The organism is Streptomyces sp. CG 926 (genome assembly GCF_003148825.1).
GTDB lineage: Bacteria > Actinomycetota > Actinomycetes > Streptomycetales > Streptomycetaceae > Streptomyces.
The window spans coordinates 38,268-58,467 of record NZ_QGGZ01000014.1 but is presented as its reverse complement, the minus strand read 5'-3'; the positions used below and the strand labels follow the sequence as shown (position 1 = coordinate 58,467).

The following is a 20,200-nucleotide window of genomic DNA, read 5'->3' as shown; positions in this document are numbered from 1 at the left end:
CACCCGGGAGGCCCCGCAGAGGATCGTTCCTTCCGTCGGGGAACCCTCCCGCGCCGTACGCCCGCCGGTCCGCCGCCCGGGGTCGTCCGCCGCTCGGGGTCATGTCGGTTGCTGGTCGAACCACGCGCGGCTCTCCGGCTGGTTCGGCCGGACGATCGCAAGGATCGCCGGCACGAGCCAGGCGAATCCCAGCAGGGGTATCACCTGGAAGAACGCCCAGCTGAAGGGCAGGGCCGTCCATCCGTAGACGAAGGCGGAGATGCGTAGAACCTGATGGCGCGTGGGGAACTTGAGAGCGGTGGTGACCCCCCATGCGGCGACCCCGAGGACGAGTAAGCCGGCGAACACGACCATCCCGGCGTGATCCTCGCCCGGGGTGGTGCAGCACGGAGTGTCGGCGTCGCCCTCGCCCCAGAGGGAGGTGGCGACGGCCACGCTGTTGGTCACCAGAGCCAGTCCGAGAACGGCCTGCATGCCGCCCAGGACCATCATCAGTACGCGAAGGTTCCGTACGGCGTCCGGCATGCGCGCGCCGGGAGGGATCGGACCGTGGGGGAGTCCTCCTGGCGCGCCGGGTCCCACAGGTCCCATAGGTCCCGCCGATCCCAGAGGCTCCGCAGGTCCGGGGTTGCCGTCGGCGCGCGAGCGCTCCCAGGGCCGCCGACCGCCCGATTCCCCATCGTCCGCACTCATCCTGACGGTCCTTCCGCTGGAAAGGCCTCGCATCTGCGCGCCATGCTCCGGCGGCGCGTGCGCACTGTCCAGCCGCATTCCGGCCGGCATCGGCGCCGACGCCGCACCGCCCCGACCGGAGCCCGTACGCCCCGTACCCCCCGTACACCCCCGTGCACCCGTCAGGCAGGGGAGCCGGGCATCCGGTCGTACCTCGCTACAAGGCGAGGCGGTAGCGCACTTCGGTGACGGACACCCCGTCGTAGTCGTCCGCCTGGACGCCGCCGTCAGCGACGTACCCGGCTCGTTGGTAGAAACGACGAGCCCTGGTGTTGTCGGCGAAGACCCACAACAGGACCGAGTCGAAGCCACGAGCCCGAGCGTTGGCGTGTACGTCCTGGAGGAGCGCGCGACCGATGCCGGACCCGATGAGCGAGGGTCGAACGTACAGGGTGTAGAGCTCACCCCCGGTCGTACGAGCGGGCCCGAGGCAGGCCCAACCCACCACCGAACCCGCTGTGTCCACGGCGACCAGGTCGAGGGCGACCTTGTCCGGCTTCGTGAAGAACTGCCGGCGCCGGCGCTCATCCGCCTCGACCGTCATGCGATCGAGGTAGGGCTGGGGGACGATCCCGGCATACGCGGCCTTCCAGCCGGTCACCCGAATCTCCGACACGGCTGAGACATCGGCCTCGGTCATGACTCGTACAGTCGACATCGACGCACTGTACGAGACCTGCCATCGCCACCACACGGGATTTACACCTGGTCGATGATCGGCCCGGCGCCTGACCGGCGATGCCCAGGTTCACGAAAGGCGCCCAGCCCGTTTCGGAGTCGTCGGTCCAGGAACTCGACGAGTCGTGTTTCCGAACGGGCGATCCGTTCACGTTGTTCGCAGGGGAGCGAAGCGAGGGCGTCGACGAGGACGCGCTCCGGGTGGATGTACACCATGTTCGCGAGGTAGATCCGGCACTCCGAGCACCAGGCGAATCCGACGCACCGTTGGAACAGGGAGGAACCGGGAGGATAGTGTCGGTACTGGTACGAGTGGACGGGCGTCCCACAAGCGGCGCAGGCGCGGCCGTCCCCGTCGGGGACGGTGTCCCAGGCTCCGACCTTGCGCCAGTGCTGCCGCCCGGCCGGTGCTCTTCACGTCGTCATGCCGAGCATTCTCGATCAGGCCGCGATGCCCGTCCATCGATTTACCACCGCGCCGTCGCCAGTCTGAGCTCATCGACATGCCGGTAGTGCAGTCCGGTCAGCCCGGCCGCCTGGGCCGCAGCGACGTGGCCCGCCGTGTCGTCGACGAACAGGCATCGCTGAGGCGTCACTCCCACTGCCTGCGCTGCGGCCTCGAAGACCCTTGGATCGGGTTTGGCCATGCCGATGCGGGCGGTGTTGACGACCGCGTCGAAGGCGTCGGCCAGCCCCAGCGCCGTCCAGCCGTCGACGAGATCGAGGGCACCGTCCAGTGAGCCGCAGACCTCCGCAAGATCTTCCGCGACGTGCCGGCGCCACTGATCGTCAGTGATCCGCCCGGTGACGGCGGCGTCCAGCAGCTCGGGGCGAAACGCGGCTGACGCGAGCGTGCCCGCGGCCAGTCCCGCCTTCCGATCGAGCCGGACCATGCCATAGGTCGCCGGTGTGCCGGCGCAGGCCTCGGAGCGGGCGGAACCGGTTCTGGCGGTCAGGGGAAACGGTCTGACCGAACGGGGGCCGAGCCCACGAAGTCCGTTGCCCCCGAACGGGCCGGCCCAAGTCCTACGGAGCCGCCCACAACTGTCTCGCACCTGTCCTGTCCGAAGGCCACGCCCGCGTCTGCGGGGGTGGCCGGTGGTCGGCCCGGACGTAGCTCTCCGCACGGGAGAACGATGCCTCGGTCCCTGTCGCCGGCGCCGACGAGCGTGTCCAGCTCGTAGGCGCCCTGCGCGGCCGCGGCCCGGATGATGAGCTCGTGGCCGACGGGGTGGGTACCTGCGGTGGTCATCATTACGCCTCCGCCACCCGCGGCCGTCGCGCCCGCGCGTCGGGACCGGCGGACGAAGCCCAGGAGCCCGCTGGGAAGTTCCGGCCGGCCCGGCCCAGGACCGGTCCGTCCTGAGTTGCCACCCTGATGCAGAACAACGCCGAGCACGCGGCACCCTTCGTGACGTTGTGGGCGGCTGTCCACGGCATGCATCGTTCGTCGGCGCGGTCGGTCCGCCGGTTCCTGCTCGTCGTGGCCTGAGGTTGCATGTGCCGTAGCGGCATGTGGTCGAGTAGGCGGCGAGCACGACGATGAGAGGTTCCCTCGCATGCCCTTTCCTGAGATTCCCCGCCGGGTCAAGATCGGCGATGCCGCCGCGTTCGCCGGGACCACACCCCGCGCCATCCGCCACTACCACGCCATCGGTCTCCTCGCCGAACCGGAACGCGGCGGTGATGACCGCCGCCGCTACGGATACGACGACATGATCCGCCTGCTGTGGATCCGCAAGATGGCCGATGCGGGTATCTCCCTGGACGACATCCACGCCGCCTTCGAGGACGCCACCGGCATCGAGCAGTCGCTGGCCCGCCTGGAGGAGTCCCTCGCCACCAAGGCGGCCGCCATCGAGGCCCAGCGGGCCGCCGTCAACCGTCTCCGTGAGGTGGGCAGCCCCCTGGGCCTGCTCTCACCGCTGGTCACAGGCCGTCTGCACGCTCTACCGCCCGGGGCCCTGCGCTCCGCCGACCTCGATACCCTCCTGGTCACGGAACGCGTCTTCGGCCCTCTGGGCGCCGCGATCCAGGCCAACCGGTTCATCGTCCTGGCCACCCACCCCGAGCTGCGGGCCGAGGAGGACCGCCTGGCCGAGGCCGAGGCGACCCTGGACGACACCGTGTCCCCCGACGACCCCCGCATCGAAGACCTGGCCGCCCAGCGATGTGATCACGAGACCGCCCTGGCAGTCACCGGCGAAAGATCCGGCTTGGACGAGGCCCTCGACGTTCTCCTGGACCAGGAGGACGAGCACGCGGGCGAGGAAGGAGACGCGGCGAGGACGAGCGTGCTGGAGGCCATCGGCAAGATGCCGTACGACTTCTCCCCGGCCCGCGTCCGGTACGAGGAACGTGTCATCGAACTGCTTCACTCGGTCGAGCAGGACAGCGACACGGACGCACGGACCAGCTGACCGGCGCCGGCGCCCGGGACGAGCCGGACCCGAGCAGCCCGGAGCAGTGCAGCGCGCGCGTAACCCCGTTGCCCCTGGCGGCCGTCGGATGTGTGACGAACGCCAAGGAGTACGCCGAAGGCACCTGACCGCTTGTCCACCAGTCGGCCAGGACCAGCGCGGAGGCATGGCGCCGGCGGCCGCCCCGCGCCACCAGGACCGGACTTCCCGCACCCCCGCCCGACAACCCGTCCCACAGCGCCGACATCAACGATCCGGCCGGATCCGGCCGGGCGTTCCGGATGTCGGCACCGTCGTCGGCCGGGGCCGGAGCGATGGGGAGCGGGCACGTCGGGGCGTACGTCAGCCGACGTCGTCCGGGTCGTAGACGTCCTTGTCGGCCGGAAGGTCCACCTGTACAGGCTTGTTGATGCCGGTGAAGGCGAGATCGATCGCGTCGGGGCCGCTGGTGGTCGCCTTGAGCAGAAACGGTTCACCCTTGGTGGCCACGAGGAAGACCCCTTGGGACCGGACGTGGCCTGGATGGACATGAGCAACGGTCCGTCCCTCTTCATCCAGCTCACTGGCGAGCGCGACTGTCCTGAGGTGGTCGTGGAGGACGAGTCGGGGTCGATGGTCACCGTGCGGGTACCGATCGTTCCTCCGGACGACTGGATTGCAGACCATCGGGAACGTCTGCGGCAAGTGAGGGATTACTGGGTTCCGGTGAAGCCGGCGTAGGGAGCCGAGCGCCGCCGGCAGACGAGCGCGCGGCCCAGGGTGCGGAAGGCTTCGTGGTGTCGTCGCGGACCTCCCAACGGCGCCGCAGGCGGCGGAACCGGTGCAGGTGGGCGAAGGCGCTTTCCACAAACCGGCGTCGAGCGCCGAGCCCCGAGCCGCGCTCGGCGCCTCGGCGGGCGATGAGCGGCTTCACACCGAGGCCTCAGGGGGGCGGTGGGTACCGGGAGGGTTTGCGGCTGCCCGCAGCGGGCACGCGCCGGTCGTGAACGGCAAAGCGTCGCCGCCCGTCACCCCGGACGGGCATCACGTCGTCATCGGCGGCCGCCGCTGGCGCGCCACCGACCCGGCCGTCCCCGCGGGGGCGTCCGCCCGGCTGCGCGCCCACCTGATGGCCGCGCGCCGTGCGGTGGCCGCCGCACGGCGCATCGATGACGCGGCAGCGGAGCGCGCCGCCCGGGACCGGGTGCAGACGGCGAAGGTGGCCCTCGGTGAGCGCGGCGTGCCCTGGTGGGAACAGAACGCCGAGGAGCGAAGGGCCCGTTGGAACGACGGCCTGCGGGCGCTCGAAGCCTGAGGCGGGAAACGCGAGCGGCCGGCCGTCGGAGCGCGGCGCGCCGCCGCGGTCGGAGGCCGGAGTGGTGAAGCGCCCCGCAAGACAGACCGGCCGGGTCCTGGAACGCGTCATCGTAGAACTGCTGGACCGCCCCGGTCCGGCCTCCACGATCTGCCCCTCCGACGCCGCGTGAGCCGTATGCGAGGGACGGCGACGGCTGGCGCCGTCACAGAGCCGGCTGGGCATCACCTGGCGGGGAGGCTCGTCGGCGAGGCGCCCTCGTAGGGAGGGCGCCTCGCAGAGCGGGCGCCCCGGCTGCGGGGTCACGCGGAGCCGGCGCGCTCCCGGGCGACCATGACCTCGATGCCTGCGACGAGGATGTCGAGGGCGTACGCGAAGTCCCGCTCCCAGATGGCGCTGACGCTGCCGTGCGACGCGCGTTCGTCGAGGATCTCCGCCATCGGTTCGAGTACCTCCGTAAACTGCGGATCGTCACGGTAGGCCTTGATCGACTCGCCGTAGAAGTCGTCCTGGGACATGCCTGCCTCGGCCGCGCGGCGCTCGAACTGCGACTCGATCGTGCCGTAGCCGTACACGAACTGGAAGATGGCCGACATCGCGCTCGGCTGCCGTTGCATCGGCAGACCGGTGGCCCCGACGGCTTCCTGAATTTTGGCGCCCACGGCGATCGCGTGCGGTCCGATGTTCAGGTAGCGCCCTGCGCTCGGTGACATCCACGGGTGACGTACCAGCATTCGCCGGTAGTCCAGAGCGAGGACACGGACCCGGTCCTGCCAATCCCCGGCCGCATCGACCGCGTCGAGGTCGATCTCCCCGTACACCGAGTCGACGGCATACTCGATGATGTCGTCCTTGGTGTCCACGTACCAGTAGAGCGACATCGCCGTGACGCCCAGCTCGGTGGCGAGCTTGCGCATCGAGAGACCGCCCAGCCCGTCCTCGTCCAACATCCGGATCGCGGTCGCCACGATCCGTTCGCGGTCGAGGCCGGCCGGGCCGCCTCCGCTGCGCGGAGCCCGTTGTTCGAGCCACACGCTGGAACCCGCCGGGTTCTTGGCCCGGTCGGCAGCCTTGACCATCGCGTTCCTCCGTGCGCTCACCTGTCAGCGGTCGTTCGCCATGCTATGCAGCCGCGTCCCCCTTCTCGTACCGCTCCGCCCTGCGCAGCAGCGCCGCGGCGACCAGACCACCTGCGAAGACGGCGGCCGCTCCGACCAGCTGGCTCGTCTGGAGCCCTGAGGCGAAGGCGTCGGAGATCTCGGCCCGTTCGGCCTCGTTCCCGGCCGCCGCGAGGGCCGCGGGCAGCGATGTCGCGGTGACGGCGACCAGGGCGGCGAACCGGGCATTGAGGACGGCACCGAGGACGGCGACGCCCAGTCCGTTGCCGAACTCGGCGAGCGTGCCGTTGATTCCGGCGCCCACACCCGCCTTCTCGGGCGGGATCGCGCTCATGATGGCGTTGGCCATGGCGGGCGACGAGAGGGCGATACCCGCGCCCATCAGGACCAGGCCCAGGAGCATGCCCCAGTAGCTGCCGTCCGTGCCCCCACCGAGCACGGCGATCGAGGTGAGGCCGCCGGAGACCAGCGTCATGCCGGTGAGGACCGCGATCGGCGTGCCGATCCTCATCACGAGCTTCGGGCCCAGACCGGTCAGGTTGAGGCCCACGATCGTCAGGGCGAGCGGGGCCATCCGCAGACCGGCTTCCAACGGCTCGTACCCGAGGACGAACTGCAGGTGCTGGGTCAGGAGGAAGAGCGAGCCGCCCATGCCGAAGACGACGAGCAGCGAACCGCCGATGGCTCCGATGAACTTCTGGTTGCGGAAGAAGTGCATGTCGAGCATCGGGTACGGGGTACGCAGCTCCCACAGGGCGAAGGCACCGAGGACGGCGGCGCCGACGGCAGCCGGCAGCAGTACCTCGGCGGAGGTCCAGCCGTGCTCGGGCCCGGTGATGATCGCGTACACGACGGCGGTCATGCCGATCGTGGAGAGCAGCGCGCCGAGCAGGTCGGGGCGCTCGCCCTGCGGGTTCTTCGACTCCGGTACGAGCTTGAGGACGGCGATCAGGCCGATCAGTGCCACCGGTATGTTGACGAGGAAGATCATTCCCCACCAGAAGTGGTTCAGGATGACTCCGCCGATCAGCGGGCCGCCGGCGAAGCCGAGCGAGCTGACGGTGGACCAGAGCGCGATGGCCTTGACCCGCTCCGAGTCGTCGAAGATCTGCATGACGACGGCGAGCGTGGTGGTCATCAGGAGTGCGCCGCCGACACCCATGCCGGCTCGTGCGGCGATGAGCTGCTCGGTGGAGCCGGCGAGTCCGGCGGCGAGCGAGCCGAGACCGAAGAGCGCGAGTCCTACGGCCAGGAGCTTCTTGCGGCCGTAGCGGTCGGCGGCGTTGCCCGCGGTGAGCAGGAGGCCGGACTGGACGAGTGAGTACGCGTTGATCATCCACTGGATGTCGGTGGTGGACGCGTGGAGTTCGGAGGTCAGCGAGGGGATCGCGACGCTCAGGACGGTGTTGTCGAGCAGCACGGTGAGCTGGGCAAGGCAGATGACGCCGAGGATCAGCCAGCGCTGCGGGTGCCCGCCGGTGGTGGTGGGCGAGGAGGCGGCGGTCGTCGCCGTCATGGTGCTCCCTTGTACGGTGTACGAGACTTTTCTCGTACACCGTACAAGGGACTGTCTTACGCTGTACAGCGATTAGATCCGGGGGCTCATGTCGCGCAGGGTGGAGCCGTCGACGTCGACGTTGATCTGTACGAAGGCGCCGAGACCCAGGAGGAGGCCTCCCCGCAGCAGCCGAAGGGAGCCGATGGGCGCGGCGAGACGGGCGACGGTCGGCCGTGCTCCCGCCCTGCGGCGCGTTGTACGGCCGTGCGGGACGGTGGAGGCGATCGGCGATGGGAGCCCCACCCCTCGTAGCCCAGGGGTCGGGCACGGAGGGGGTTCACGGGCCGACGGAGCTTCCCGGCGAGGGCCGGCTGTCCCTACGGACTCCGTCACGGGCCGGGGTGACGCCGGATGTCCGTCCGCGAAAGGTGGGCGCGGTCCACCGCGAGCTGCTCGCAGAAGCGGCCGCGGGCGGGTGACCCGGGCTCGGAGCCTTCCGGGCGTGCCTGCGGGCAGAGCGCAGTGGTGACTCCCGGGCGGAACCCGGGCCGTGCGCCCTCCGGCCGCACGATGCTCGGGACCGGCAGGTCCCTGCTTCAGTGCGTCTGCTCGTCGTCGACGGGGATGTTCAGTCCGTCGGCCAGGGCGGTGAGGGTCGTACCCAGGGGGAGCGCGACGCGTGCGGCCGCGTGCTGGTCGCCTCTGGTGGGATCCCTGTTGACGATCACTACGGGTTTTCCCGCCTTGGCTGCCTGGCGGACGAATCTGAGGCCCGACATCACCGTCAGCGACGACCCCAGTACCAAGACTGAGGTTGCCGTATCGATCAGTTCGCGGCAGCGCTCGACCCGAGGCAGGGGAACGGTTTCGCCGAAGAACACCACGTCGGGTTTGAGGGTGCCCCCGCACTCCGAGCAGGGCATGACGGTGAAGTCTCCGACCTGTTCGTCGGTGAGGTCGGCGTCGCCGTCCGGATTCAGTTGGGCGGCCCCGGGATCGAAGCCGGCATTGGCATCTTCCAGCCGCCGGGCGAGTTCCCGGCGTGTGCTGAAGACGCCGCAGGAAAGGCAGACGACCCGGTTCAGACTTCCATGGAGTTCCACCACGTCCCTGCTGCCGGCAGCCTGATGCAGACCGTCGACGTTCTGGGTGATCACCGCCGAGAGCAGGCCGCGCCGCCCGAACGCGGCAACGGCCCGGTGCCCGGCGTTGGGTCGAGCGCCGCCGAAGGTACGCCAGCCGAGGTGGCTGCGTGCCCAGTAGCGGCGTCGAGCCTGGATGCTCGTGGTGAATTCCTGGTAGGTCATCGGGGTGTGCCGGCGCAGGCTTCCGTTCTCGCCGCGGTAGTCGGGGATGCCCGACTCGGTGGAAAGGCCGGCCCCGCTGAGCACCAGCACGCCGCCGGTCCTCAGCGCGTCGGCGACCGGCTCGGGATCCGTGGTACCCGGCAGCGGTTCCGCTGTGGGGGTCCAGCTGAGCGTGGGGCGCGTACGCATGTAGCCAGGGTACGGAAAGGCCCGACGGCGGCACACGACCATGCACTCGTGTGGCCACCCCCGCCGATGCCGAGCTGAAGCCCGACGCTCGGCTCAGCGGTCGTACAGGTGTGCTGCGGCAGTGCGGGGGCATACGGACAACACCTCTCGGAAGGAGCCCCGCGATGCTCGGCATAGCAGCCGCCGTACTGTTCTTCGTCGCATTCCTGATCAACGCTGCGGAGATCGCCACCAATGATGTGTTCTCCTCCACGAACGTCATGCTGCTCGGGCTCACAGCCTTGGCCCTGCACGTCGCGGGCATCGGCGCCGGCCGTACCCGCCGTACCAATGGACGCCGACCCTGGTCCCGCTCCTGAGCGGGGGCAAGGTCCGAAAGAGACGGCCTAGGCCAGGGGAGGCAAGCCGACGGGGCAGGCAGGCAGGCAGCCATAGGTACACCGAACACGCCCTTCGCCACTCCAGTGGCGCTTGCCGCCGCATCGGCGCACACCCCGCCCGCCCCCTCGACGACGTCCTCGGCTCGGCCGCTGCCCAAGCCCCTTGAACGGCCAGGTTCCGGCGCGGGGACCGGTGTCAGCGAGAGCTCGGCGTGATGTGCGTGGTGGGGGTGTTCCAGCCCGAGATCCGGACCCGGAGCGCGCCACCGGCCGGGCCGGGCGGGCCGGCCGTCCGGTGCTCGGCGGTGAGGACGGCACTCTCACCGGGCCAGAGGCTGATCTGGTTGTCGTTCCAGCGGACCGGCAGCACAGGTGCGCCTCGGCCGTCGACGAGATGGAGATCGGTCAGCAGCGCGGGCGTGTTCCCGCGGCCGGTGTTGCGGATGGTGACCGTGGTGGTGGAGACCGAGCCGGCGTGGCGTGTCGTACGAGCGGTCGCGGACACGGTGGCGGCCGCGAGCGAGTTCAGCCCCGTGAGGTCGCCGTAGGCGGTCGTGGGGGTGTGATACCAGTCGCCGGCGTCGTAGTCCAGGACATCGGGGCGGGTGGAGAGCCAGTAGACGTTGCGGCTCACCTCGCGGCCGGCGCGGTCGGTGAGCGTGAGCCGGGCGAGGTACGTGGACTCCGGTCCGCCCGCGGCAGCCGAAACGGCCCGAAGGCCCCGAAGACCCCGAACGGCCGGCACGGTCAGCGCGGTGGTCGTCGCGCCGTCGCCGCCGACCCGCAGCCCGCGCACGGTGCGGTCGTAGAGGGAGGTCCCGGTGGTGTCGAACAGGGTGACCCGGGCGGTGAGCCCGGACACGGCGGCGGCCCGGCGGTTGACCACGGCCACCGTCCGGTCGTCGTAGGAGTACTGGATGTGCAGGGGCTCGTTGGCCTTCTTCGCGCCGTAGTAGGCGCCGCCCTGGTCGAGGTAGCGGTCGACGAGCTGCCAGTGCAGAGAGGTCCAGCCGCTGTTGAACATCCAGTAGACCAGCCCGGTCGACGGGCCTGTGCGGTCCGTGGCGTTGCGCGCGTAGGCCTCGAACTGGGCACGGACGTTCTCGTACTGGCCGAGCTGGGCCTTGGCCACGTAGTCCGCCAGGCTGCGCGGCGCGCCGTAGCGGTGCGTGAGGGCGTCGTTGAACAGCTTCAGCGTGTTGAAGGTGCGGGAGGGGGAGCGGTGGTACTGAGGGGCGGAGGGCGACTTCCACAGCGTCTCGAGCTCGGCCGGCGAGAGCGTGCGACGCAGGGTGTCGAGGGTGGGGATCGAGGGCCCGGCGCTGGTCTCGGAGTTGAAGCCCGTCGCGCCGCCCTCGCGTTTGTCGTACCAGTACGAGGGCGGGACCCAGTCGTAGGGCCCGGTCATCCGCATGCCCGACGGGCCGCTCAGCGCCGTCGTGACGGCGGAGGCGGCGGGAATCACGGGGGTGGGCCAGTCGGCCGCGCGCAGCGCGTCGAGGTAGTCCCGCTCGGTCTGCGCGTCGGGTGCGAAGTCGCTGCCGATGAGGAAGGACAGGACGCTGGGATGGTCGCGCAGCCGGGCGGCCTCGGCGGCCATGGAGGCCCGCGCGGTCAAACGGTCGGCGGCGTTCCATTTCTCGCCCGTGCCGGTGGGGTTGACCGGCCCCTCCCACTTGTCGCAGCACTCCCAGCCGGGCAGCACCAGGAAGCCGTGCCGGTCGGCGAGGTCGAAGAACTCGTCCGGCTCGATATGGCCTTCGAGGCGGAACGTGTTCAGACCCGCGTCGAGTGCGGCCTTGATCCGGTCCTCCGCGGCCGTGGTGTTCCAGCGCAACAGTTCGTCGGCCGACCAGCCGGCGCCCCGGATCAGGAGGGGACGGCCGTTGATCGTGTAACGGCGGGCGCCGGCCGGGTCGACGGGTGCCTTCACGTCGCGGATTCCGAAGGCGTGGCGTAGGGAGTCCGAGCGGCGGCCGGTCACCGTGGCCGTCACGTGCAGTCCGTACAGGTTCTGGGCCCCCATACCGGCGGGCCACCACAGAGCGGGCCGCTTCAGACGCAGCTGCGGATGGCGGTTCGGGGCGAAGACGAGCGTACGGGTCTCCTGCGCGCGCAGGGTCACGTCCTCACGCAGCACGATCCCGGTGCCGCCGATGGCGGCGGAGACGGTCGCGGTGGTGGTCTCCGGCGAGTCGTTGCGGACCCGCGCCTTCACGGTCAGCTCGGCGGGGGCGTACGCGGCGCCCGCCCCCGAGGACGATCCCGTGGACTCCACCGAGGACGAGCCCGGGGCCGGAGGTGGCACGTGCAGGCGGGTCACGACGTGCGCGTCGTGCAGGGAGACGGATCCCCGGCGGCGCACCAGTACGTCACGGACGATGCCCATGTTGGCGTCGGGCGGTGGCTGCAGCCAGTCCAGCCAGCCCAGCGTGAGGTGTTTGCGTGGATCGTTGGGATGGATCCGGAAGGCGACGGTATTGGTGCCGGCCCGCACGAGGCGGGTGATGTCGATTTCGTGGCGCGTGTACATACCGGCCACCTCGGCCGCGGAGGCGACCCGCCGGCCGTTGACGTACACATCCGCCGCGGAGACCACCCCGCTGAAGTCCAGAGAGGTGCGCTCCGAGGTGTCGGGGAGCGTGAAGTCGCTGCGGTACCACCACGGATCGGCGAAGTCACGGCGCGGGATGCGCTGCTGGTCGGTGGAGTAGAAGGGGTCCGGGTGCGTGCCGTCGGCGACCAGGGCGGCGAGCACGGTGGAGCGAGGCCCGGCCCGGTGCCAGCCGGCCGTCGGGTATCCGGGCGTGGACACGGCGGCCGCCGTGTCGGGCACCTCGGCCGCCGACCGGATCGCGTACCCAGTCAGCGCGGCGGTCCCGCCGGGCGCCACGGTCGTCGCGATGGGCGCGATGGGCGCGGAACGTGGACCGGCTTCTGGGAGCAGGGCCGCGGCCGAGGGCAGGGCGGCCGGGGTGAGCAGCAGGCCCAGCAGGGCCAGAGCCACGGCGGCCACCCGGCGTCGCCGGGCGTGGGCGGGGCGGGGGAGTTGGGACACGCTGGTCTCCGGGGGAAGCTGGTCGGACGTCCACGTGACGCGAAGATCAGGTAACGGACCGTAACCCACCCGGCCCGAAACACGGACCGTCGCGGCCGCACGGCGAGCCGCGCGAGCGACCCCGATCTCAGGACGCGGATCAATTCGTCGTGCAGGGGCAGGGGTTGGACCGGACGCCCCCGCCCTGCCGTCGGTGGGGTCCGTCGGTGCACAGCGTTACTGTCGCGTGCACGAGCACGGTGGTGGGGGAGGCCGCGAGGCCGCGGAACAGCAGTCCGCCTGTGCGGATCCTGCTGATCGGGGTCGGGTCGGTCGGCCGTCGTGCCCGCCCGGCTGGAGCCTGCCGGCCGACGACCACGGTGGTCCGTCCCCCTTCCCGAGGCGCCCCCGGCCACACCCGCGACCAGCTGCGACACCTCTACGCGTTCGACTCCGCCCCCTCTGCCCGCACCGCCTCGGCGGAGCGGTTGATCGTCGACGTGGGCGGCGTAGCCACTCTCGCCCCGGGGCCGCCCGCCCGGCTTACCGTTCCTTCGACCGGGCCGTCGTTGTGTCGACCCCGGTCGACGCGTCGATCGAGGCGCCCGGCGAGGTGATCCGCGCGTTCGCCGCACGCAACCCGGCGCTGGACATCGAACTCCGACGTCGTCATGGCGTGGACCACGGAGGCGACGCACGACCGGAGTTCCGTATCGGAGCCGAGCCCGGCGCGATGACCGTCAGGGCTACGGCCCGCCGTGCCCAGGGCGGGGTGGAGGTCGAGGAGTACGGGGTGTCGAACGGGCGCGGGAGCGCTACGGACAGGCCACCGACAGCCTGCTCTTCGAGTCCGACCCGCAGTACCTGGGAACCTGGGATACCGCACGCGCTTCGCCGCAGAGGCCGGCTGCGCCCGGCCCCCTCTTTCAGACCTCGCCGGTCAAGCGCGCGGCGCGGGTCAGGCACGATCCGGAACAGACGGCCTAGGCTCGTGACCGGTCCGGCACGGGTGTCCTGCCGAATCACGCTCCCGGCCGTCGGGGAGTTGCCGATGGTGCCCGGGATCGGGTGCCGGCCCGCCGCGGTCGGCCGCGTACGGACGCCCCGGTGCCGCGCCTAGGCCGTCTCTTCCGGATCTTGCCGGGCCCGCGGCGTCCGGCACCGCACCCGGCCGCGTTGTCGGGGCGACCGAGTACGTCCGGTACACGGGCGCCCCTCCGCCTTGCCGGGCACGGCACCGGACGCCGCGGGCTCGGCCGCCACGATCCGAAAGAGGCGGCCTGGCCCGAAGGGCCGCCCGCACGCAGAGAGAGGCCTGATCATGCAGCTCACCGTCCTCGGCGCCACGGGACCCGTCGGCGGCCAGGTACTTCAGCAGGCCCTCGCGGCCGGGCACCGGGTCACCGCACTGGTTCGTGATGCGGCCCGGCTGCCGCAGCGCGACGATGAACGCGTCACCGTCGTCATCGGCGACGCCGCCTCCGCCGCGGACGTCGAAGAGGCGGCTCGGGGCAGCCGGGCCCTCATCTGTGCCCTGGGGCCGGGCAAGGACTACAAGTCCACTCTCGCCACCCGCACCGCCGGTCCCGTCCTGGAGGCCATGTCCGCGGCCGGCGTGGAGCGTCTCGTCTGGCTCTCGGCCCTCGGATCGGGCGACACGGCCCGGCGCCAATCCCTCTTCCAGGCCACGGCGGCGAAGCTGGTGATGGGCACGCTCATGGCCGACAAGGGCATCGCCGATGAGACCATCGCCCGCAGCGACCGTGACTGGACCATCGCCCTGCCCGTGATGTTCGGCAACGGCCGGCGCACGGCCGACTACAGGACGATCCCGCTGGACGGCACCCAAGGACGCGTCGGTGGGAGGATCAACCGTGTCGATGTCGCGGACTTCCTGCTCTCCGCCGCGACCGGCGACCTCTGGGTCCACCAGCGCGTCATCCTCACGCGCTGAGCCGCCGGAACGGCCCTCGCCTGGGCGTTCGGGCTCGCGAGCGCCCGCACGACGCCTGCACCGCCGGACGGGCGGCGACCCTGGGAACCCACCCTCCGGACCGTTCGGCGCCACGGGCCCGAGCTGCCCCTGACGGCACGGCCGGCCGAACTCGACGACGAGTGAGCTTTCCCCGACTTCGGCGGCGACAGGGCAGCAGCTCGTCCCTACCGCCGGGCGAGGGCGCAGTAGTCGCGGAGGGTGATGTTCTCCGCGGCCTTGCGGGCGATCTTGGCGGCCATGTCCTTGCCCGGTAGGTACGGCATGACCTTGTAGTAGCGGTTGAGGAGCGTGGCCATGAGGCGGTTTCCCGGGACCATGAGCTTGGCGACGCCCCCGCCCATCTTCTGGCAGCCCGTGGCATATGCGCGCATCTCCTCCTCGTACCGGCCGAACGCGACGCGGTGGTCGCCGTGCGCGGCGGCCAGTTCGCCCGCCAGGACGTAGGCGCCGACCAGGGCGAGCCCCGAACCCATGCCCGACAGCGAGGACGGGCAGTGGGCGGCGTCGCCGATCAGGGCGACGCGGCCGCGGGACCAGCTGTCCATGTGGACCTGGCCGACCGAGTCGAAGTAGAAGTCGGGGGCGTACCGCATGTCGTTCAGGAGCCGGTCGCTCTCCCAACCGTTGCCCGCGAAGGTCTCCGTCAGGACGGCCTGCTGTCGCGCCACGTCACGGCGGTCCAGGTCCAGTTGCGGGGAGGCGAAGTAGAAGACGGCCTTGGCCTGGGTGTTGTGGCGGGCGCTGTACATGGCGACGAGCCGACCCGCGGTGCGGTAGGCGTGCCCGGTGTGGTCGAGCCCGAGATGGTTGGCGGTGGTGAAGATCGCGCAGTTCACGCCGAGGTGTTCGACGAACTGTTCCTCGGGCCCGAACGTCAGGCGCCGCGTGTTGGAGTGCAGCCCGTCGGCTCCGATCACCAGGTCGAACCGGCGCGGGGCGCCGCGCTCGAAGCTCACGTGCACGCCGTGGGCGTCTTCGGTGAGCGAGGTGATGGAGTCGCCGAAGAGGTACTCGGTGTGCTCCTTGGTCGCGTCGTAGAGGATCCGGGCCAGGTCCCCGCGGAGCACCTCGATGTCTCCGGCGAACAGGTCCGCGGGCAGTTCGGCCTGCGGCTTGCCCGCGCTGTTGACGTACGACATCGAGCCGGTGCCGGTCCGGGCGCTTTCGAGCTCGGCCAGGATGCCCATGCGGCGCAGGACCGTCAGGTGGGCCTCGCCGCGGAAGTCGACGGCGTAGCCGCCCTCACGGAGGGCGGGGGCGCGCTCCACGATGGTGGCCTGGAAGCCGTGCCGGTGGAGCCAGTAGGCGAGCGCGGGGCCGGCGACGGAGGCGCCGGAGATCAGTACCTTGAGGTTCGTCATGCCCCGGAGATTGCCGGGGGGCGCTCACCGCGAGCTCACCTCGCGCTCACCGCGGCCGCAGGCCTGTGCTACCCCGGTGTGAAGGGCGCCCTCACCGGCCCGATGCCGCGGCCTCGAGGACGGACGCGACGACGCCCGGCGACAGCCCCAGCATGCGCAGCACCTCCGGTACGGGCGCGCCCACGATGCCGGCGACCTCGGTGGCCTGCCGATAGCGCGTGCGCGCCTCGGCATGGTGGCTCCGGGCCGCGGCGACGCGCCCGAGGCCCGTGAGCGTGCGTACCCGCGGCCCCAGGCTCTTGATCCAGTGCGGGTCGATCTGCTCCAGCGCCTCGGTGTACAGCCGTTCCGCCAGGGTGAGGTCGCCCTCCTCCAGGGCGATGTCGCCGAGGCCGCGCAGGGCCGCCGCCAAGTAGGTGGCGCTGCCGGCGCGGCGGGCGAGCGCGGCCGCCTGCGCGTAGTCGGTACGGGCCGTCGCCGGATCGTCCCCGGCGAAGTGGTCGCCCCGGTTGACCAGGAGGTCGGCGCTGTCCTCCAGGGCGCCGAGCCGTCCGGTGAGTACGAGGGCCTCGTCGGTCAGCGCGATGGCGCGTGTCCGGTCGCCGCGCGCTCCCGCCACGTCGGCGAGCGTGCCCAGGGCCAACGCGACACCCCAGCGCTCGCCGAGCGAGCGGAATCCGTCCAGGGCTCGGCCGAAGTCTTCCTCGGCCGCCCCGGAATCGCCCTTGCCCAGGTGCCCGAACCCCGACACGTAGTGGGCGGTGGCCCGTGCCCACGGGTCGGGGCAGTCCCGCTGGGAGGAGACGAGCTCGTACGCGCCCCGCGGGTCGGCCCCGACCGCGTTGCGCATCATCCACAGCAACAGCGTGACCGGGTAACGGCCACGCCGGTCGCCGGGCCACGCGGCAGCCAGCGCTTCGCCGGCCGTGGCGCGGTGCAACTGCCACAGCCGCTCCCCGGCGTCGCCCGACGCCGACGCGGCGAGCAGCACGCACGTCGCGTACTCCTCGCCGAGCGCGTCGGGGACCGCCTCGCCCACCCCCGTGAGCAGCTCGATCGCCACCGGTACGACGGAGGCGGAAGCGCCCCGGATCCAAAGGTAGTTGAACGCCGCGGCGAGCAGCTCGAAGGCCGTCCTCACGTCCGGCTCCCCGACCGCCCAGCGCAGCGCCGCCAGCAGGTCACCGTGCTCGGCCGCGACGACGGGCAGCCACTCCAGTTGCTCGGCCCGCCGCAGACGCGGATCGGCCGTGCGCACCAGTTCCAGGAGGTGCTGGGCATGGGCACGCCGTACGGAGCCGTGTTCGCCCGCGGCGTCGAGCCGCTCGGCGCCGTAGGCCCGGATCGTCTCCAGCATCCGGTAGCGGCCGCCCGAGACGTCGAGCAGCGACTTGTCGACCAGCGACTCCAGTGTCCCGCCGTCGATGCCGCACACCCGCGCCGCGGACTCGGCCGTCGCGCCGCCGATGAAGACCGTGAACCGCTGTGCGGCCCGTTGCTCGGAGTCGGACAGCAGGTCCCAGCTCCACGCGACCACCGAGCGCAGAGTGCGGTGCCGCTCGTCGGCCGTCCGGTTTCCGCGGGCGACGCCGAGCAGGTCGTCCAGCCGGTCAGCGAGGTCCTCGACGTCCAGGGTGCGCGACCGCGCCGCCGCGAGCTCGATGGCCAACGGCAGGTCGTCGAGCGCCGCGCAGATCCGCCGTACGGTCCCGGGGTCGGCGGTGAACCCCCGCCGCACGGCCACGGCCCGCTCGGTGAACAGCCGTACGGCCGCGTCGGCGTCGAGCGGACGCACCTGGAGGAGGTTCTCGCCGATGATGCCGAGCGGCTCCCGGCTCGTCGCCAGCACGCGCAGCCGCGGGCAGGTCGCCAGCAGTCGCGCCGCCAGCCTGGCGACCTCGTCGACGAGGTGCTCGCAGTTGTCCAGAACGAGCAGCAGCACCTGATCGGACAGCGCCGCGATCAGGCGGTCGACCGGCGTGGTCGCGCCGCCGTCCATCTGGAGCCCGTTCTGGCGCAGGCCGAGGGCGGCCAGCAGGGCCTGCGGCAGCCCGGCCCCGTCGCGCAACGGGGCCAGCTCCACGAAGCACACCTGGTCCGCTGCGCCCCCGCCGTCCCCGCGGCCCCCGCCGCCCGCGGCACTCCTGGTGCCCACGAGACCTGCGGCCTCGACCGACAGCCGGGTCTTGCCGACGCCTCCGGGCCCGATCAGGGTGACCAACCGGGCCACCCGCAGCATCTCGGCGATCTCGGCGACCTCGGCGGCGCGGCCCACGAAACTCGTCAGCTGCGCGGGAGGCGGGGCGGGCGACGGCTCCGGGTCGGCGGTCAGCAGCTCCCGGTGCAGCGCGGTCAACTCGGCAGAGGGGTCGGCGCCCAGCTCGTCGGCCAGGTGCCGCCGGGTCTCCTCGAACATCACCAGTGCCTCGGCCTGCCCGCCCTCGGCGGACAGCGCCCGCATCAGCAGCCCCGCCAGCCGTTCCCGGAGCGGATGGCGGGCGACCAGTTCGCGTAGCTCCGGTACGGCCCCGCGGTGCTCGCCGAGCCGGAGTTCGGCCTCGATGCGGTCTTCGCGCGCCCCGAGCCGGCGCTCCTCCAGCCGTACGGCGGCGGCCTGGGCCGTCCCGCTCTCGGGCAGGTCGGCCAACGCCGGTCCCCGCCACAGCTCCAGGGCCTCCCGCAGCAGCACGACCGCCCGCCCGGCATCACCGTCGGCCAGCGCCGAACGGCCCTCCCCGGCCAGCCTCTCGAACCGGGAGGCGTCCACCTCCTGCGGATCGACGAGGATCCGGTAGCCCGCCCCGGCCCGTTCGATCGAGGCCCCGTCCCCCAGGGCGGCCCGGAGCCTGGACACCTGGGACTGGAGCGAATGCGCCGACCGTGTCCCCGCGGGGTCGATCTCCTCGGCCAGCCGGTCCGCCGATACGACCTCCCCGGGGCGCACGAGCAGCAGGGCGAGCAGCGCCCGCCGCGCCGGACCGCCCAGCGCTACCTCGCCGCCGCCGCGCCATGCCCGGGTCTCACCAAGTATGCCGAACTTCATGGTGGTTGATTATTCAGGGCACGGCGGCGCGGCGGCACGGCGGTCCGTCAGGGCGGGTCGGGTGGTGATGGGGTTCGTCGGGCGGTCAGGGGCGTGGCCGCGGTCACGGGGCGATCGGGCCGAGGAACGTTCCGCCCGACACGTCGACGGTCTGGCCGGTCACCCAGCGGCCCTGCGGGCCGGCCAGGAACCCGACGACGTCCGCGACGTCCTCCGGCTCGCCCAGCCGCCCCAACGCCGTGATCGACTCCAGCCCGGCGACGACCTCGGGGATGGAGGTGTACCCCGCCGTCATGTCGGTGCGCACCGCTCCGGGCGCGACCGTGTTCACCGTGATGCCGCGACGGCCGAGCTCGTTGGCCAGCGACGGCGCCATCGACTCCAGTGCCGCCTTGGTGATCGTGTAGCCGATCTGGGTGGAGACCGCGAACCTGCTGGCCGTGGAGCCCATGTTGATCACGCGGCCGCCGTCGTTCAGCAGCGCCATCGCGCGCTGGATCACGAAGAACGGGGTGGCGACGTTGATCTCCAGCAGCCTTGCGAACTCCTCCGGGGTGACCTGCGAGATCGGGTTGCCCGAACTGATGCCCGCGTTGTTGACGAGGATGTCCAGCCCGGCTCCCGCCGACCCCGCGGCCAGTTCCTCGAACAGTCGGTCCACCGCGCCTGCCTCGCCGAACCTCGCCCGGATCGCGAATGCCGGCCCGCCCGCCTCCTCGATCCGGGCCACGGTCTCCTCGGCCGCTGCGTCGTTGCTCCCGTAGTGGACGGCGACCAGCGCGCCCTGAGCCGCCAGTCGCAGTGCGACCGCCCGACCGATTCCCCGCGAGCCGCCGGTCACCAGTGCCGTCTTGCCGGTCAGATCGTTCATCGTCGCTCCCTGTATCGGTGGCCGGTCCGCGGCGGATCCGGCGATGACCCGACAGTCGCGCCAGGCGCTCACCAGGCGCTCACCGGACGCTCACCACCGGCTCGCCGGGGAGCGTGAACGGTGCCGGACCGCTGGGCGTGGTCCGCCCGACCTCGGTGGATCGGTCGATCGGGCCAATATCTGTGCCCGCGCGATGAGAATGAGAGGAACGACGCCATGAGGCTTTTTCTCGCAGCGGGCGAGTGAAATGTTTCACCGTACAACGGATGTCGATTC

Annotated in this window: 17 protein-coding genes; 5 read left to right on the top strand and 12 right to left on the bottom strand. The window is 71.6% G+C overall.

Annotated features, from left to right (window positions below):
• Positions 1–99: 99 nt before the first annotated feature.
• The 3 genes from BCL76_RS31635 to BCL76_RS40090 form a co-directional block, all read right to left on the bottom strand.
• Positions 100–525: a hypothetical protein gene (locus BCL76_RS31635; RefSeq protein WP_109782793.1), complete on the bottom strand. Its 426-nt coding sequence runs from the start codon at positions 523–525 to the stop codon at positions 100–102.
• Positions 526–889: 364 nt separating this feature from the next.
• A complete protein-coding gene (locus BCL76_RS31630) occupies positions 890–1,390 on the bottom strand; it encodes a GNAT family N-acetyltransferase (RefSeq protein WP_258310007.1) in 501 nt (166 codons plus the stop codon).
• 487 nt (positions 1,391–1,877) lie between these two features.
• Positions 1,878–2,303 carry an HAD-IA family hydrolase gene (locus tag BCL76_RS40090; protein WP_258310006.1) on the bottom strand — a complete coding sequence of 142 codons (426 nt, stop codon included), beginning with the start codon at positions 2,301–2,303 and terminating at the stop codon, positions 1,878–1,880.
• A gap of 666 nt (positions 2,304–2,969) precedes the next feature.
• Here BCL76_RS40090 and BCL76_RS31610 point away from each other — a divergent pair.
• Positions 2,970–3,830 carry a MerR family transcriptional regulator gene (locus BCL76_RS31610; protein ID WP_109782790.1) on the top strand — a complete coding sequence of 287 codons (861 nt, stop codon included), beginning with the start codon at positions 2,970–2,972 and terminating at the stop codon, positions 3,828–3,830.
• A 342-nt stretch (positions 3,831–4,172) separates the two neighbouring features.
• Here BCL76_RS31610 and BCL76_RS39225 read toward each other — a convergent pair whose 3' ends face one another.
• Entirely contained in the window at positions 4,173–4,319 is a 147-nt protein-coding gene (locus tag BCL76_RS39225; RefSeq protein WP_181382811.1) for a hypothetical protein, read from the bottom strand.
• 12 nt (positions 4,320–4,331) lie between these two features.
• Here BCL76_RS39225 and BCL76_RS38655 point away from each other — a divergent pair, with 12 nt between their 5' ends.
• Both BCL76_RS38655 and BCL76_RS31600 read left to right on the top strand, forming a co-directional pair.
• Positions 4,332–4,550, top strand: coding sequence for a DUF5959 family protein (locus tag BCL76_RS38655; protein ID WP_146228462.1), 219 nt, complete (start codon positions 4,332–4,334; stop codon positions 4,548–4,550).
• 262 nt (positions 4,551–4,812) lie between these two features.
• Positions 4,813–5,124, top strand: coding sequence for a hypothetical protein (locus BCL76_RS31600; RefSeq protein ID WP_109782789.1), 312 nt, complete (start codon positions 4,813–4,815; stop codon positions 5,122–5,124).
• 302 nt (positions 5,125–5,426) lie between these two features.
• On the opposite strand, the gene BCL76_RS31590 is transcribed toward BCL76_RS31600, so the two are convergent.
• The 4 genes from BCL76_RS31590 to BCL76_RS31575 all read right to left on the bottom strand — a co-directional run bounded on the left by BCL76_RS31590 (position 5,427) and on the right by BCL76_RS31575 (position 9,236).
• Positions 5,427–6,203: a TetR/AcrR family transcriptional regulator gene (locus BCL76_RS31590; RefSeq protein WP_109782788.1), complete on the bottom strand. Its 777-nt coding sequence runs from the start codon at positions 6,201–6,203 to the stop codon at positions 5,427–5,429.
• 43 nt (positions 6,204–6,246) lie between these two features.
• Positions 6,247–7,758, bottom strand: a complete 1,512-nt coding sequence (locus BCL76_RS31585) for an MFS transporter (protein ID WP_109782787.1) — start codon at positions 7,756–7,758, stop codon at positions 6,247–6,249.
• A gap of 72 nt (positions 7,759–7,830) precedes the next feature.
• Positions 7,831–8,043: a hypothetical protein gene (locus tag BCL76_RS38650; protein WP_146228461.1), complete on the bottom strand. Its 213-nt coding sequence runs from the start codon at positions 8,041–8,043 to the stop codon at positions 7,831–7,833.
• Between the two features lie 293 nt (positions 8,044–8,336).
• A complete protein-coding gene (locus BCL76_RS31575) occupies positions 8,337–9,236 on the bottom strand; it encodes an NAD-dependent protein deacetylase (RefSeq protein WP_109782785.1) in 900 nt (299 codons plus the stop codon).
• Between the two features lie 164 nt (positions 9,237–9,400).
• Here BCL76_RS31575 and BCL76_RS31570 point away from each other — a divergent pair, with 164 nt between their 5' ends.
• The gene (locus BCL76_RS31570; RefSeq protein ID WP_109782784.1) at positions 9,401–9,595 is read left to right on the top strand and encodes a hypothetical protein; all 195 of its coding nucleotides are present in this window, start codon (positions 9,401–9,403) and stop codon (positions 9,593–9,595) included.
• Positions 9,596–9,812: 217 nt separating this feature from the next.
• On the opposite strand, the gene BCL76_RS31565 is transcribed toward BCL76_RS31570, so the two are convergent.
• Positions 9,813–12,674 carry a glycoside hydrolase family 2 protein gene (locus tag BCL76_RS31565; RefSeq protein WP_258310005.1) on the bottom strand — a complete coding sequence of 954 codons (2,862 nt, stop codon included), beginning with the start codon at positions 12,672–12,674 and terminating at the stop codon, positions 9,813–9,815.
• 1,300 nt (positions 12,675–13,974) lie between these two features.
• On the opposite strand from BCL76_RS31565, the gene BCL76_RS31560 reads away from it, so the two are divergent.
• Positions 13,975–14,607 (top strand): NAD(P)-dependent oxidoreductase, encoded by a 633-nt coding sequence (locus tag BCL76_RS31560; RefSeq protein WP_109782783.1) that lies wholly within the window; start codon positions 13,975–13,977, stop codon positions 14,605–14,607.
• A gap of 206 nt (positions 14,608–14,813) precedes the next feature.
• Here BCL76_RS31560 and BCL76_RS31555 read toward each other — a convergent pair whose 3' ends face one another.
• The 3 genes from BCL76_RS31555 to BCL76_RS31545 all read right to left on the bottom strand — a co-directional run bounded on the left by BCL76_RS31555 (position 14,814) and on the right by BCL76_RS31545 (position 19,924).
• On the bottom strand, positions 14,814–16,010 hold the full coding sequence (locus BCL76_RS31555; protein ID WP_109782782.1) for an FAD-dependent monooxygenase: 1,197 nt from the start codon (positions 16,008–16,010) through the stop codon (positions 14,814–14,816).
• A gap of 91 nt (positions 16,011–16,101) precedes the next feature.
• Positions 16,102–19,053 carry a BTAD domain-containing putative transcriptional regulator gene (locus BCL76_RS31550; RefSeq protein WP_109782781.1) on the bottom strand — a complete coding sequence of 984 codons (2,952 nt, stop codon included), beginning with the start codon at positions 19,051–19,053 and terminating at the stop codon, positions 16,102–16,104.
• Between the two features lie 103 nt (positions 19,054–19,156).
• Positions 19,157–19,924 carry an SDR family NAD(P)-dependent oxidoreductase gene (locus BCL76_RS31545; RefSeq protein ID WP_109782780.1) on the bottom strand — a complete coding sequence of 256 codons (768 nt, stop codon included), beginning with the start codon at positions 19,922–19,924 and terminating at the stop codon, positions 19,157–19,159.
• Positions 19,925–20,200: the final 276 nt, after the last annotated feature.